Raw genomic sequence first — 15,440 nt, 5'->3', positions numbered from 1 at the left:
CATCTCGAACGGAGGATTCCATGGCCAACGAAGAGCGCGAAGACAGCACCATTTACAAAGTCGTCGTGAACCACGAGGAGCAGTACTCGATATGGCCCGAGTACCGGGAAAACCCCCTCGGCTGGCGCGACGCAGGCAAGACCGGCACGAAGGCCGAGTGCCTTGATCACATCAAGGAGGTCTGGACCGACATGCGGCCGCTCAGCCTCCGAAAGCGGATGGAGGAGGGCCAGCCGTCGTGACCGCCTCGAGCGCTCTGTCACAGCGCGCGACGCCCGAGGACGCGGCGCGGAGCGAGGCGGCGAGCCTCTCGCGGTCCTGCTTCCCCGGCGGCGCGCTGCCGCTCGTCGTGAGCCCGCTCGGCCGCGGCGACGTGAGCGTCCCCGCGCTCGCCGCGGCCATCCGGGCGTGCGCGGAAGAGGAGCTGACCCGGCACGGAGCGGTGCTGTTCCGCGGCTTCCCGGTCGGATCGCTCGCCGACTTCCACGCCTTCGTCCGGCTCGTGACGCCGGATCTGCTGGACTACACGTTCGGGTCGACGCCGCGCTCCCACGTGCAGGACCGGATCTACACGTCGACGGAGTACCCCGCTCACCAGCACATCCCTCTTCACAACGAGCAGTCGTACACGCTCGATTGGCCGCTCAAGATCTGGTTCCACTGCGCGGTGGCCGCGCCCGAGGGCGGCAGCACCCCGCTCGCGGACAGCCGCGAGGTCTTCCGGCGCATCCCTGCCCGGATACGGGAGCGCTTCGCGGCGAAGAAGGTGATGTACGTCCGCAATTACGGCAACGGCCTGGACCTGCCGTGGCAGAAGGTCTTCGGCACGAACGATCGGGCCGAGGTCGAGCGCTTCTGCCGGGCGGCAGGCATCGAGTGCGTGTGGAAGGCCGACGGCGAGCTGCGCACACGCCAGGTGTGCCAGGCCGTGGCCACCCACCCGCGCACCGGAGAGCACGTGTGGTTCAACCAGGCCCACCTGTTCCACGTCTCCAACCTGGAGCCGGCCGCGCGAGAGGCGCTCCTCTCGATCTTCGCCGAGGAAGATCTGCCCCGTAACGCGCTGTATGGGGACGGATCGCCCATCGAGGGCGCCGCGCTCGACGAGATCCGCGAGGTGTACAGGCAGCTCGCCGTGGAGTTCGCCTGGCAAGCGGGGGACGTGCTCCTCGCGGACAACATGCTGGTCGCCCACGGGCGCGCGCCGTACCGCGGCCCGCGCAAGGTCCTTGTCGCCATGGCCGAGCCGTACCGGGCCAAAGCCTCCTGAGGTTCATTCATGCTTGAGGATGTCTTCGTTTTTCCGATGAGCTTCGCCCAGGAGCGGCTGTGGTTTCTCGCCCAGCTCGAGCCGGAGAGCGCCTCCTACAACCTGGCCACGGCCGTGCGGCTCACCGGGTCGCTCGACGTCGCCGTGGTGGAGCGGTGCCTCTCCGAGATCGTGCGCCGGCACGAGATCCTGCGCACGACGTTCGCCGTCGTCGACGGGCAGCCCTCCCAGATCGTCCAGCCCGACGGGGCGGCGCGGCTCGATCGGCTCGACCTCGGCGTCCTGCCGCCGGCGCAGCGGGAGGCGGAGGTCCGGCGCGTGATCGAGCGCGAGGCGCGGCGGCCGTTCGATCTCACGAGCGGCCCGCTCCTCCGGCTCACGCTCCTGCGGCTCGGATCGGAAGAACACATCCTCCTCTGGGTGGTCCACCACATCGTCTTCGACGGGTGGTCCACGAGCCTGGTCCTCGGCGAGTTCGCCGCGCTCTACACGGCGTTCGCGGCGGGCCGGCCCGCCCCGCTCGCCGACCCGGCGCTCCAGTACGCGGACTTCGCGCACTGGCAGCGCCAGCGCGTCGAGGGCGGATTGCTCGAGACCCAGCTCGCCTACTGGACGAAGCAGCTCTCGGGGCAGCCGGGGGTGCTGGAGCTGCCCACGGATCGGCCCCGGCCGGCGACGCAGCGCTACCAGGGAGCGCGGCGCTTCTTCCGCGTGCCCGGCGCGCTCGCCGAGGCGCTCGGCGCGCTGGCGCGGCGCGAGGAGACGACGCTGTTCGCGGTGCTGATGGCGGCGTTCCAGGCCCTCCTCGCGCGCCACGCGGGGACGTTCGACATCAGCGTGGGCACGCCGGTGACGAACCGGAGCCGGGCCGAGCTGGAAGGGCTCGTCGGCTGCTTCGCCAACACCGTCGTGCTCCGCGCCGATCTCTCCGGGGATCCGTCGTTCGCGCAGCTGCTCGGCCGGGTCACGCAGACCGTGCGCGCGGCGCAGACGCACCAGGAGGTGCCGTTCGATCAGGTGGTGGAGGCCGTGAGCCCGGTCCGCGACCTGAGCCACGCGCCGCTCTGCCAGGTGATGTTCGCGCTCCAGCCGGTGCTCCGGCAGCCGATGGAGATCCCGGGCCTCGGCGTGCGCCTCCTCGATCTGGACGTGGGGGGCGCCCAGTTCGATCTGTCGCTCGACGTCGCGCCCGACGAGGACGGGCTCTCGGCCGCCCTCGAATACGACACCGATCTGTTCGACGAGGCGACGATCGCTCGGATGGCCGATCACCTCCTGCGCCTGCTCGCGGGCGCGGCGGCGAGCCCCGGGGCGCGCCTGTCGGAGCTGCCGATGCTCGCGGACGAGGAGCAGCGGCAGGTGCTCGGGTGGAGGACGGCGGGGGCGCTCCGCGCGGCCCCGAGCGCCGTCCACCGGATGTTCGAGGAGCACGCCGCGCGCGCGCCCGGGGCGGCGGCCGTCGTCCACGAGGAGCAGCAGATCACGTACGGCGAGCTCGATCGGCGGGCCAACCAGCTGGCGCAGCTGCTCCGGCGGCGAGGGGTCGGGCCGGAGGTCCGCGTGGGCCTCTGCCTGCCGCGCTCGATCGAGATGATCGCCGCCGTGCTGGGCGTGCTGAAGGCGGGCGGCGCCTACGTCCCGATCGATCCCAACCTCCCCCGGGAGCGCGTCGCCGCGATGATCGACGGCGCCGGGATCCGCGTGGTGATCGCGCAGGAGGGCGCGGCGGCCGAGCAGCGCCCCGGCGTGGCAGTGATCCAGCTCGACGCCAGCTGGGCGTGCGTGCGCCGCGAGGTCTCCTCCGCGCCGCCGCCGCCGGCCGGCGAGCCGGCGCCCGAGCAGGCGGCCTACATCCTCTACACCTCCGGCTCGACGGGGACGCCCAAGGGCGTCGTGGTCCCGCACCGGGCGATCGCGAGCTTCGTCGACGTCGCGGCGGGGGTCTACGAGATCTCGCCGCGCGACCGGGTGCTGCAGTTCGCGTCGCTGAGCTTCGACGCGAGCGCGGAGGAGATCTTCCCGTGCCTCGCGCGAGGCGCGACGCTGGTGCTGCGCACCGAGGCGATGCTCGAGTCCGTCGCCGGGTTCCTCGCGGCGTGCGGCGCGTGGGGCGTGACCGCGGCGGTGCTGCCGACCATGTACTGGCACCGCATCGTCGCGGAGCTCGGCGAGGGCGCGGCCCTGCCGCCGTGCCTCCGGCAGCTCGTCATCACCGGCGAGGCGGCCTTGCCCGAGCGGGTGAGCGCCTGGCGGGCGTCGCCCGACGCCGCGCGCGTCCGCCTGCTGAACGCCTACGGCCCGACCGAGACCACCGTGACCGCGACGGTCAGCAACCTGTCGGCCGCCGCGGATCCGCGCGACGCGTGGGTGGTCCCCATCGGCCGGCCGCTCGCGAACACCCGCGCGTACGTGCTCGATCCCGCCGGGCAGCCGGTGCCGGCCGGCGTCGTCGGCGAGCTGTACCTCGGCGGCCAGGGGCTCGCGCGCGGGTACTGGGCGCGCCCGGATCTGACCGCGGAGCGCTTCGTCCCGGATCCCTTCGCGGACCGGCCAGGAGAGCGGCTCTACCGGACGGGGGACCGGGCGCGGTGGCGCGCGGACGGGCAGCTCGAGTTCGCCGGCCGCGTGGATCACCAGGTGAAGCTGCGCGGCTTCCGGATCGAGCCCGGCGAGATCGAGGCGCGGCTGGGCGAGCAGCCCGGCGTGCGCGAGGCGGTCGTGATCGTGCGGCAGGACCGGCCGGAGGAGCGGCGCCTCGTGGCGTACGTCGCGGCCGGCGCGGACGTGGAGCCGGAAGCGCTCCGGCGCGCGCTCAAGGAGCAGGTGCCGGACTACATGGTGCCGTCGGCGTTCGTGGTGCTGGAGGAGCTGCCCCACACGCCGTACGGCAAGATCGACCGGCGCGCGCTGCCGGCGCCGGCCGCGCCGAGCGGCGAGGCGGCGACGCCGCGCACCGAGGCCGAGGCGGCGCTCGCAGGGATCTGGGCGGAGCTCCTGGGGCGGCCGGCGGTCGGGGTGCAGGAGAACTTCTTCGAGCTCGGCGGCGACTCGATCCTCGCGCTCCAGGTCGTCTCTCGCGCGCGGGCCGCGGGCCTCTCGCTCACGCCGCGGCAGATCTTCCAGCACCAGACGATCGCCGATCTGGCCGCGGTGGCGGCGAAGGCCCCGGCGCCGGCCGCGGCGGCGCCGCTCGCGCCGCTCGCGCCGCTCACCGAAGACGCGCCGCTCACGCCGATCCAGCGCTGGTTCTTCGAGCTGGGCGGGCCGAGCCCGCACCACTGGAACCAGACCGTGCTGCTCGAGCTGCGGCAGCGGATCTCCGTGGAGGCGCTCACGGCCGCGGTCCGGGCCACGGCCGACCACCACGGCGCGCTGCGGCTGCGGTTCACGCGCGAGGCGGACAGCGTTCGCCAGCGCTACGCGGGCGCGGCTGGCGCGGAGGTCGCGCGGGTCGACCTGTCGGACCTCCCCGCCGAGGCGCAGGCCGCGGCGCTGGCCAGGGCGGCCGGGGAGCACCAGGCGCGGCTCCACCTGAGCGAGGGGCCGCTCCTCCGCGCGGTGCTGTTCGATCTGGGCCCGGAGCGCCCGGGCCGCCTCCTCCTGGTCGCGCACCACCTCGTGGTCGACGCGGTCTCGTGGCGGATCCTGCTCGAGGATCTCCAGACCGCTTACCGGCAGCACGGCGCCGGCGAGGCGATCCGGCTCCCGGACGAGACCCTCTCCTTCGGCGAGTTCGCCCGGCGCCTGTGCGCGCACGCCCGATCGGAGGAGGTGGCGCGGCAGGCCGAGGCGTGGATCGCCGCGAGCCGCCCCACGGCGGCGCTGCCCGCGGACGATCCGGCCGGCGGGTCGCTCGAGGCGGAGACCGTCTACCTGACCCGGTTCCTCTGCGCCGAGGACACGCGCGCGCTGCTCCAGGCGACGCCCGCGTACCGGATGCGCGTGGACGAGATCCTGCTCGCGGCCTTCGCCGGGGCGCTCTCGCGGTGGACGGGCGATCCGGCCGTGCGTATCGACCTGGAGGGGCACGGGCGCGACGCGCTCGACGACGTGGATCTCTCCCGGACGGTCGGGTGGTTCACGAGCGTCTACCCCGTCCGGCTGGAGGTCCCGGCCGGCGCGGCGCCCGGCGGCGTGCTCAAGGCGACGAAGGAGCAGCTCCGCGCCGTCCCCCGGGGCGGCGCCACGTACGGCGTGCTCCGGTACCTGAGCGAGGACGAGCGCGCGGCGCGGCTCCGGGCGCACGCCGCGCCGCAGGTGAGCTTCAACTACCTCGGGCAGTGGGACGACCTGTTCGCGTCGAGCCCGCTGTTCGCGCACGCCGAGGGCGACGTCGGGCGCGACCACGATCCGCGCACGCCGCGGGGCTACGAGCTGGAGGTCGACGCGGCCATCGTCGGCGGGCGCCTCCGCGTGATGTGGAGCTACAGCGGCGCCCGCTACCGGCCCGAGACGATCGCGCGGCTCAGCGAGGACTTCGCGGCGCGGCTGCGCGCCCTCGTCGCGCACTGCCTCTCGCCGGACAGCGGAGGGTACACGCCCTCGGACTTCCCCCTCGCGCGGCTCGATCAGGCCAGGCTGGATCGCCTGCTGGGGGCCGGTCGCGACGTCGAGGACGTGCATCCTTTGAGCCCGCTCCAGCAGGGGCTGCTCTTCCACAGCCTGTGGGAGCCCGGCTCCGGCGTCTACGTCGAGCAGGTGACGTGCCGGCTGGAGGGCGCGCTCGACGTGGACGCGTTCCGCCGGGCCTGGGAGGCCGTGGTGGAGCACCACGGCGTCCTGCGCACGACCTTCGCGTGGGAGGGGGCCGACGAGCCGCTCCAGGTCGTGCGGCGCGGGGCGCCGGTGGAGCTCGAGCTGGAGGACTGGCGCGGGGCCGGGGCCGAGGAGCAGCGGGCGCGGATGGCCGCCCGCGTCGACTCGGATCGCGCGCGGGGCTTCGATCTGGCCCGGGGCCCGCTGATGCGCGTCGCGCTCCTGCGCGTGGGCGACGAGGCCTACCACGTGCTCTGGAGCCACCATCACCTGGTCCTCGACGGGTGGGCGGCGTCCCTCGTGCTGCAGGACGCCTTCGCTGCCTACGACGCCCTGCGCGCCGGCCGCGCGGTCGCGCTGTCGCCGCGCCGGCGGTACCGCGAGTACATCGCCTGGCTGCGCGAGCGGGACGCCGGCGCCGAGGAGCCGTTCTGGCGAGGCGCGCTCTCGGGCTTCAGCGCGGCGACGCCGCTGCCCCTGGAGCGCGTCACGCCGGCCGAGGGGACGAGCGGCCACGGGGCGACGATCGTCTCGCTGTCGGAAGCGGCGACGGCGCGCCTCCAGCGCTTCGCGCAGCAGCACCGCGTGACGGCGAGCACCCTGGTCCAGGCGGCCTGGGCGCTCCTGCTGAGCCGGGCGGCCCGGAGCGACGACGTGGTCTTCGGCATCACGGTCGCCGGGCGGTCGGCGCCGCTCGCCGGGATCGACGCCATGGTGGGGCTCTTCATCAACACGCTGCCCCTGCGCGTGGCCGTGCCGCAGGCCGCCACCGTCGCGGACTGGCTGCGCGATCTCCTGCGGACGACCACCGAGCTTGGCCCGCACGAGCACACGCCGCTGGCCCAGGCGCGGGCGTTCAGCGCGATACCGGCGGGACAGCCGCTGTTCGAGAGCTTGCTCGTCTTCGAGAACTACCCCACCGATCCTCGGACCCAGGCGGGGTTGCCCGGGCTCGGCGTCCGCGACATCGCGTTCGCGGACCAGACCAACTACCCGCTGACGCTGGCCGTCCTGCCGGGGAGCCAGCTCCAGCTGCGCCTGTCCTATGACCGGCAGCGGTTCGACGAGGACGCCGCTTCCCGCCTGCTCGGCCTCGTGGAGGCGGCGCTCAGGCAGCTCGTCAACCGCCCCGAGGCGCGGGTCGGCGAGCTGTCGCTCCTGGGCGAGCTGGAGTCCCGGCGCGTCGTGACGGACTGGAACGCGACGGGGCGCGCGTATCCGGACGAGCGGCGCGTCCACGAGCTCTTCGAGGCGCAGGCGGAGCGTGCGCCGGACGCCGTGGCGGTGATCTTCGATGAGAAGCGGCTGAGCTATCGAGAGCTCAACGAGCGCGCCAACCAGGTGGCTCACGCGCTCAGGAAGCGCGGCGTGGGGCCCGACGTGCTCGTGGCCATCGCGGCGGAGCGCTCCGTCGAGCTGGTCGTCGGGCTGCTCGGCATCCTCAAGGCCGGCGGCGCCTACGTGCCGATCGATCCCGATTACCCGATCGACCGCATCGCGTTCATGCTCGAGGACGCGGGAGCGCCGGTCCTGCTGAGCCAGTGGCCCGTGGCGTCGCGCCTGCCGGCGCACGGCGCCCAGGTGCTGTGCCTGGACGCGGATCGCGCCGAGATCGACAGGGAGCCGACTGGCAACCTCGCGACCCCGCTGTCGCCGGACAACCTCGCTTACACCATCTACACCTCGGGCTCGACCGGGCGGCCCAAGGGCGCCGGCAACAGCCACCGGGGCCTGCTCAACCGGCTGCAGTGGATGCAGGAGCAATACGGCCTCACCCCGGATGATCGGGTGTTGCAGAAGACCCCCTTCAGCTTCGATGTCTCGGTCTGGGAGTTCTTCTGGCCCCTGATGATCGGCGCTGGCCTCGTCGTCGCCAGGCCCGGCGACCACCGCGACGGCGAGCGGCTCGTCGAGCTGATCACGCGCCACGGCGTCACCACATTGCACTTCGTCCCGCCCATGCTCCAGGCCTTCCTGGAGACGCCGGATGTGGCCTCGTGCCGGTCGCTGCGCCGGATCATCTGCAGCGGCGAGGCGCTGCCTGCGGAGCTCGCGCGGCGGTGCTTCGAGCGGCTCGAGCACGCCGAGCTCCACAACCTCTATGGGCCCACCGAGGCCTCCATCGATGTGACCTACTGGGCCTGCGAGCGAGGGGACACCTCCGCCTCGGTGCCCATCGGAACCCCCATCGCCAACACCCAGATCTACCTGCTCGACCGCCACGGCCAGCCCGTGCCCGCGGGCGTCGCCGGCGAGCTCCACATCGGCGGCGTCGGCCTCGCCCGCGGCTATCACCGTCGCCCCGCCCTCACCGCGGAGCGCTTTGTGCCCGATCCGTTCGGCTCCGCTCCGGGAGGGAGGCTGTACAGGACTGGCGATCTGGCGCGCCACAGGCCCGATGGAGCCATCGAGTTCCTCGGCCGCCTCGACTTCCAGGTCAAGATCCGCGGCCTGCGCGTCGAGCTCGGCGAGATCGAGGCCCGCCTGCTCCAGCACCCCGGCGTCGGCGAGGCCGTCGTCCTCGCCCGCGACGAGGCCCACGGCGGAAAGCGCCTCGTCGCCTACGTCGCCGGCCGCGACGGCGCGGCGCTGGAGCCCGAAGCGCTGCGCGCCTGGCTCGCCGAGGCGCTCCCGGCCTACATGGTGCCAGCGCCCATCCTCGTGCTCGACCGCATGCCGCTGTCGCCCAACGGCAAGGTCGACCGACGCGCCCTGCCCGCGCCGGACGCGGCGACGGCTATCCATCGCTCGTATGTCCCGCCGCGGACCGAGGCGGAGCGGATCCTCGCCGAGGTCTGGGCGGAGGTGCTCCACCGCGAGCGGGTCGGCATCGAGGACAACTTCTTCGAGCTCGGCGGTGACTCGATCGTCACGTTGCAGGTCATCGCGCGCGCCTCCCAGCGAGGGCTCCACGTGACGCCCAGGCTGCTCTTCGAGAACCCGACCGTGATGGAGGCCGCGGCGCGGCTCGCCGTGGCCCCCGCGCCGACCTCGCCCGCGCCGCCGCCGGCCCCCGAACCCCCCGACGCCGGACTCACACCGGAAGAGTGGCTCGACCTCCTGGAAGAGCTCGACAGGTGAACCGTGTCTCCTAAGCCTCCTCCTTCAGCCAACATCGAAAGCGTCTATCCCCTCTCGCCCATGCAGGAGGGGATGCTGTTCCACACGCTGCTCCGCCCGTCCTCGGGCGTCTACCTCGTCCAGAACCGCTATCGCCTCGAGGGCGAGCTGCGGACCGACGCCTTCGTCCAGAGCTGGCGCCACGTCGTCGCGCGGCATCCGATCCTGCGCACCTCCTTCGTCTGGAAGAGCCAGAAGCGCCCGCTCCAGGTCGTCCACAGGGCGGTAGAGCTGCCGGTCGACGTGCTCGACCTCCGCGGCCTCGCCCCCGAGGCCCAGGAGGCGCGCCTCTCCGCGGAGCTCCGGGCCGAGCTCGAGGCCGGGTTCGACTTCGGCAAGGCGCCGCTGATGCGCGTCCGCCTCGTCCGGCTCAGCGACCGAGTCCACGAGTTCGTGCACAGCTTCCATCACATCCTCCTCGACGAGTGGTGCATGTCCGTCCTGATGACGGAGTTCCTCGCCCACTACGAGGCCCAGATACGGGGCGAGGAGCTCGATCTGCCGCCCGCGCGCCCGTACCGCGACTACATCGACTGGCTCGGGCGACAAGACCTCCCGGCCGCAGAGGCGTTCTGGCGGTCCGCCCTCAAGGGCTTCTCGACACCGACGCCGCTCGGCTTCGAGGAGCCCCTCGCCCCGGCGGCGGAAGACCAGCAACACTTCGACGACCTGGTGATCCGGCTCGGCGCGGCGCCGACGGCCGCCCTTCGCGGGCTCGTCCAGCGCCATCGCCTCACGCTCAACACGATCGTGCAGGGCGCCTGGGCCCTGCTCTTGAGCCATTACAGCGGTGAACCCGAGGTGCTCTTCGGCGTCACCGTCGCCGGGCGTCCCCCGGAGCTGCCAGGGGTCGAGTCCATCGTGGGCCTCTTCATCAACACGCTGCCGCTGCGCGTGGCGGTCGCCGCGGACCAGCCGCTCCTGCCCTGGCTCGCGGCGCTCCTCGAGCAGAACCTGAAGCTGCGGCAGCACGAGCACACGCCGCTCGTCGACATCCAGCGCTGGAGCGAGGTCGAGCGCGGACAGGCGCTCTTCCAGAGCCTCCTCGTGTTCGAGAACGCGCCCGTCGACCCCGCGCTCCGCGAGGGGCGCATCGCCTTCCAGGCGCGGGAGGTGGAGGACCGCGGCGCTACGAACTACCCGATCACGATCACGTCGTGGCCCGCCGAGGAGCTGCCCCTCAGGCTCTCCTACGACCGGTCGCGCATCCGGCCGGAGCTCGCGGCCCGGCTGCTCGGGCACCTCCGCACGCTGCTCGAGGGCATGGCGGCCCACCCCGGCGCGCGCCTCGGCGATCTGCCGCTCCTCACGCCGGCCGAGCGGGACCAGGCGCTCCTGGCGTGGAACACCACGAGGACCGGCGAGCGGGATCTCTCGTCCTATGCCGCGCGGTTCGAAGCCCAGGCGGCGCGGACACCCGACGCGGTGGCGGTGTCGTGCGGGGACCGGCGGCTCACCTATGCCGAGCTCGACCAGGCGGCCAACCGCGTGGCGCACGCGCTCATCGCGCGCGGCGTCGGCCCGGAGGAGCGGGTCTCGATCATCGACGACCGCGGGATCGAGCTGCTCACGATGATCCTCGCCGTGTTCAAGGCCGGCGGAGCCTACGTGCCGCTGGAGCCCGCCTACCCTGCCGAGCGCGTGGCGCGCCTCCTGACGTCGAGCGAGCCCCGCGTGGTGCTAACGCGCGACCGGCACCGCGACGATCTGGAAAGAGCCTTGTCTTTGCTGCACGGGCCGCGCCGGCCAGCGGTCCTGACCATCGAGGACGCCCTCTGCACGGCCTCGTCGGACGGCGCCCCGGAGGAGCGCGGCGGGCCGGATCACCTCGCCTACGTCATCTACACCAGCGGCTCGACCGGGGTGCCGAAGGGCGCGATGGTCGAGCGGCGCGGGATGCTCAACAACATGCTGAGCAAGCTCCCGCGGCTCGGGCTCACGGCGGGGGACGTGATCGCGCAGACGGCGTCGCCGTGCTTCGACATCTCGGTCTGGCAGCTGCTGACCGCCCTGCTCTTCGGCGGGGTGGTCGACGTCGTGCCCGACGAGATCGCGCGCGATCCGGGCCGCCTGCTCGAGCACGTCGAGCGCCGCGGGATCACCGTCATCGAGGTCGTCCCCAGCGTGCTCCAGGGCATGCTGGACGCGGCGCGCGAGGCCCCTGCGCCCGCGCTGGAGCGGCTGCGCTGGATCCTGCCGACGGGCGAGGCGCTCCCGGCCGCGCTCGCCCGGGAGTGGCTCCGCCGCTATCCGGCGGTCGCGCTCATGAACGCGTACGGGCCGGCGGAATGCTCGGACGACGTGGCGCTGCACCCGCTGACGACGCCGCCCGCCGCGCACGAGGCGCAGGTCCCGGTCGGGAGGCCGGTGGACGGCCTGCGGCTCTACGTGCTGGATCACCTCCTCGCCCCGCTGCCGGTCGGCGTGTGCGGCGAGCTGTACGTGGGCGGGATCGGCGTGGGGCGCGGGTACCTCGGCGATCCGCGCCGGACCGCGGAAGCGTTCCTCCCCGACCCGTTCAGCCGGGAGCCGGGGCGCCGGCTGTACCGGACCGGGGACCTCGGTCGCTACCGCCCCGACGGCGCGATCGAGTTCGCCGGCCGGCGCGACCACCAGGTCAAGATCCGCGGCTTCCGCATCGAGCTCGGCGAGATCGAGGCGCGGCTCGTCGAGCACGCCGCCGTGCAGGAGGCCGTGGTGCTGGTCCGCGAGGACCGGCCAGGCGCGAAGCGGCTCGTGGCGTACGTGACCCCGTCCGATCCGGCGCTGTCCGCGGAGGATCTGCGCGCCTGGCTCGCGGCGCGGATCCCCGGCTACATGGTGCCGCCGTCGTTCGTGTTCCTCTCGGCGCTGCCCCGCACGCCGAACGGCAAGGTGAATCGACGCGCGCTGCCCGCCCCCGGGTCCGGCGACGCGCCCGGCCACGTGCCCCCGCGCACCGCGACCGAGGAGCAGCTCGCCGGGATCTGGGCCGAGGTGCTCGGCGTGGAGCGGCCCTCCGTGGAGGACTCCTTCTTCGACCTCGGCGGCCACTCCCTGCTGCTGACGCAGGTCTTCGCGCGCGTGCGCCGCGCCTTCGAGGTCGACGTGCCGCTCCGGACGCTGTTCGACACGCCGACCGTGGCCGCGCAGGCGCGCGCGGTGGAGGCGGCCCGGGGCCGGCCGGAGGCGCTTCCGGCGCCGCCGCTCGTCGCGCAGCCGCGCACGGGTCCCATGCCCCTGTCGTTCGCGCAGGAGCGCCTGTGGTTCCTGGCGCAGCTCGAGCCCACGGCGGCCTCGTACAACATCCCCGCGGCCGTGCGCCTGCTCGGCGCGCTCGACGTGGATCGGCTGCAGCGCAGCTTCGAGGCGGTGGTCCGCCGTCACGAGCCGCTGCGCACGAGGTTCGTGGAGATCGAGGGCCGGCCGGCGACGGTGATCGGCGCGGAGCAGCCGGCGGCGCTCTCGATCGTCGACCTCCGCGCCGCGCCCACGGAGGCTCGTGAGGCGCAGGCGCGGCGCGCGCTCGAGGCGGAAGCCAGCCGCGCCTTCGAGCTGACCGGAGGGCCGCTGTTCCGGATCACCCTGCTGCGCCTCGGCGAGCGCGAACACGCCCTGCTCGTCGTCCTCCATCACATCGTGTCGGACGGGTGGTCTCTGGACGTCCTCGTCCGCGAGGTGATGGAGCTCTATGCCGCCGAGCTGGAGGACCGGCCCGCGGCGCTCCCGCCGCTGCCGATCCAGTACGCCGACCACGCCGCGTGGCAGCGCGCGTGGCTGCAGGGGCCGGTGCTCGATCAGCAGCTCGCCTACTGGCGGCAGCGGCTCGGCGCGGAGCCGCCGGTCCTGCGGCTGCCCACCGACCGGCCACGGCCCTCGGCGCGCTCGTACCGGGGCGCCTCCTTCGCCTTCGCGCTCCCGCGCGATCTCTCCGCCCAGCTGAGCGCGCTGGCGCGCGCTCAGGGGGTGACCTCGTTCGTCCTGCTGCTGGCCGCGTTCCAGACGCTGGTCGCGCGCATCAGCGGCCAGACGGATCTGTGCATCGGGACGCCGATCACGAACCGCGCCCGGGTGGAGCTCGAGGGCCTCATCGGGTTCTTCGTCAACACGCTCGTGCTGCGGACGGACCTCGGCGGGGATCCACGCTTCACCGATCTGCTCGCGCGCGTCCGGGAGGAAGTGCTGGCGGCGCAGGCGCACCAGGATCTGCCGTTCGAGCACCTCGTGCAGGCGCTCCGACCGGCGCGGGACCTCGGCCATACCCCGCTGTTCCAGGTGATGTTCTCGCTCCAGGAGGCCGCCCGGCGCGCGCCGCCGATCGCCGGCCTCGAGATCCTGCCGCTCGACGTGGATCCGGGCAGCGCCCAGTTCGACCTGTCGCTCCACATGACGGCGGCGCCGGAGGGCCTGAGCGGCGCGTTCGAGTACAGCACGGACCTCTTCGAGGAGCGCTCGATCCGCCGCATGGCGGACGACCTCCGCGCGCTGCTGGAAGGGATCGCGGCCCGGCCGACCGCGCGGCTCGGCGAGCTGCCGCTGCCGGAGCCGCCGGCCGCCGCGCTCCCGGAGCCGCGCAAGGCAGCGCCCGACACCGACGCGGACGGCGCGGCCGACGCGCGCCCGGCCGCGACGCCGGACGCCGCCCCCGCCACGGCCGTCGAGGCGCAGCTCGCGGGGATCTGGGCCGCGGTGCTGGGCCGCGAGCGCGTCGGCCTCCACGACAACTTCTTCGAGCTGGGAGGCGACTCGATCCTGAGCCTGCAGGTCGTATCGCGCGCGAAGCAGGCGGGCCTGCGCCTGACCGCGCGCCAGATGTTCCAGCACCAGACCCTCGCAGCGCTGGCCGCCGCCGCGAGCCTCTCCGCTGGCGTCGACGCGGCGCCGGCCGAGGACGACGCGGCGGCGGGAGACGTCCCGCTGACGCCGATCCAGCGGCGGTTCTTCGCGCGGGGCCTGCCGAACCCGCACCACTGGAACCAGTCGCTCCTGCTCTCGGTCTCCGAGCCGCTCGAGTGGCCGGCGCTCGAGGCGGCGGTGCAGGCGCTCCTGCGCCACCACGGCGCGCTGCGGCTGCGCTACGTGCCCGAGGAGCGCGGCTTCCGTCAGGCGCTCGCGTCCCACGAGCCTGCCACGGTCGTGCACCGGGCGGACCTCTCCCGCGTGCCCGAGGCCGAGCAGCCGCGGGCGCTCGAGGCGCACGCCGCCCGGTGGCAGGGCAGCCTCGACCTGACGGCGGGGCCGCTGCTGCGCGTGGTCGGGTTCGACCTCGGCGCCGGCAGGCCGGGGCGGCTGTTGCTGATCGTGCACCACCTGGTCGTCGACGGCGTGTCGTGGCGGATCCTCCTCGAGGATCTGGAGGTCGCCTACGACCAGGCCCGCCGCGGAGCGCCGGCGCAGCTGCCCGACAGGACCACCTCGTTCGCGCGGTGGGCGGCGCGCCTCGAGGCCGCGGCGAAGGACGCCGCCCTCGAGGAAGAGGCGGCCTTCTGGCTCGGGCTGCCCTGGGATCGCCTCGCGCCGCTGCCGGTCGACGAGCCGGCGGGGGATCGCGCGGAGACGGCCATGGCCACGCGCAAGGTGGGCCTGAGCGGGTCGGAGACGCGGTCGCTCCTCGAGGCGGTGTCGGAGGCGTACCGGACGCGGATCGACGAGTTCTTGCTGGCCGGGCTGGCCCTGGCGCTCGCGCGGTGGACAGGCCAGCCGCTCTCGGCGATCGAGATCGAAGGCCACGGGCGCGAGGCGCTCGATGGGGAGGAGCTGGACCTGTCGCGCACCGTCGGCTGGTTCACGAGCGCCTACCCGGTGATGCTCGAGGTCGCGAGCGACGCGGCGCCGGGCGACGTGCTCAAGGCGGTGAAGGAGCAGCTGCGCCGCGTGCCCCGCCGCGGCCTTCCCTACGGCGTGGTGCGGGAGCTGGGGACCGGGGCGATCGCCGACCGGCTGCGCCGCCTGCCGACGCCGAGCGTCGCGTTCAACTACCTCGGGCAGTGGGATCAGGTCATCGGCGCCGGCGCGCGGTTCTCCCTGGCCGCGGAGTCGTCCGGCGCCGAGCACGACCCGCGCAGCCCGCTCGCGTACGAGATCGAGATCGACGCCGCGATGTACGACGGCCGGCTCGAGGCGACCTTCCAGTACAGCGCCGCGCGGTACCAGGAGGAGACGATCGCGGCGGTCAGCGCGCTGTGGCGCGACGCCCTGAGAGAGCTGATCGCGCACTGCCTGTCACCCGACGCCGGCGGCTATACGCCGTCGGACTTCACCGACGTCGCGCTCGCGGCGGACGAGCTGGACTCCATCCTGGAAGCCTTGGACTGAC

Annotated in this window: 4 protein-coding genes; all 4 read left to right on the top strand. The window is 73.8% G+C overall.

Going from position 1 to position 15,440, the window contains the following annotated elements; all coding sequences use genetic code 11:
* The first annotated feature begins 20 nt into the window (after nucleotides 1–20).
* The 4 genes from WME73_RS45475 to WME73_RS45460 all read left to right on the top strand — a co-directional run bounded on the left by WME73_RS45475 (nucleotide 21) and on the right by WME73_RS45460 (nucleotide 15,439).
* Nucleotides 21–242, top strand: a complete 222-nt coding sequence (locus WME73_RS45475) for an MbtH family protein (protein WP_437913631.1) — start codon at nucleotides 21–23, stop codon at nucleotides 240–242.
* Nucleotides 243–337: 95 nt separating this feature from the next.
* A complete protein-coding gene (locus WME73_RS45470) occupies nucleotides 338–1,270 on the top strand; it encodes a TauD/TfdA family dioxygenase (RefSeq protein ID WP_437917502.1) in 933 nt (310 codons plus the stop codon).
* A 9-nt stretch (nucleotides 1,271–1,279) separates the two neighbouring features.
* Complete coding sequence (locus WME73_RS45465) at nucleotides 1,280–9,106, top strand: amino acid adenylation domain-containing protein (protein ID WP_437913630.1); 7,827 nt, start codon at nucleotides 1,280–1,282, stop codon at nucleotides 9,104–9,106.
* 3 nt (nucleotides 9,107–9,109) lie between these two features.
* Nucleotides 9,110–15,439 carry an amino acid adenylation domain-containing protein gene (locus WME73_RS45460; RefSeq protein ID WP_437913629.1) on the top strand — a complete coding sequence of 2,110 codons (6,330 nt, stop codon included), beginning with the start codon at nucleotides 9,110–9,112 and terminating at the stop codon, nucleotides 15,437–15,439.
* Nucleotide 15,440: the final 1 nt, after the last annotated feature.

It is taken from the genome of Sorangium sp. So ce302 (assembly GCF_051530145.1).
Lineage (GTDB): Bacteria > Myxococcota_A > Polyangia > Polyangiales > Polyangiaceae > Sorangium > Sorangium cellulosum_B.
Note: the sequence above shows the minus strand (reverse complement) of the source record. Positions and strands in the feature narration are given on the sequence as shown.

What these genes read in the sequence shown, in the direction of transcription:
- WME73_RS45475 (WP_437913631.1), top strand. Translation starts at nt 21, where the DNA reads ATGGCCAACGAAGAGCGCGAAGACAGCACCATTTACAAAGTCGTCGTG.
- WME73_RS45465 (WP_437913630.1), top strand. Translation starts at nt 1,280, where the DNA reads ATGCTTGAGGATGTCTTCGTTTTTCCGATGAGCTTCGCCCAGGAGCGG.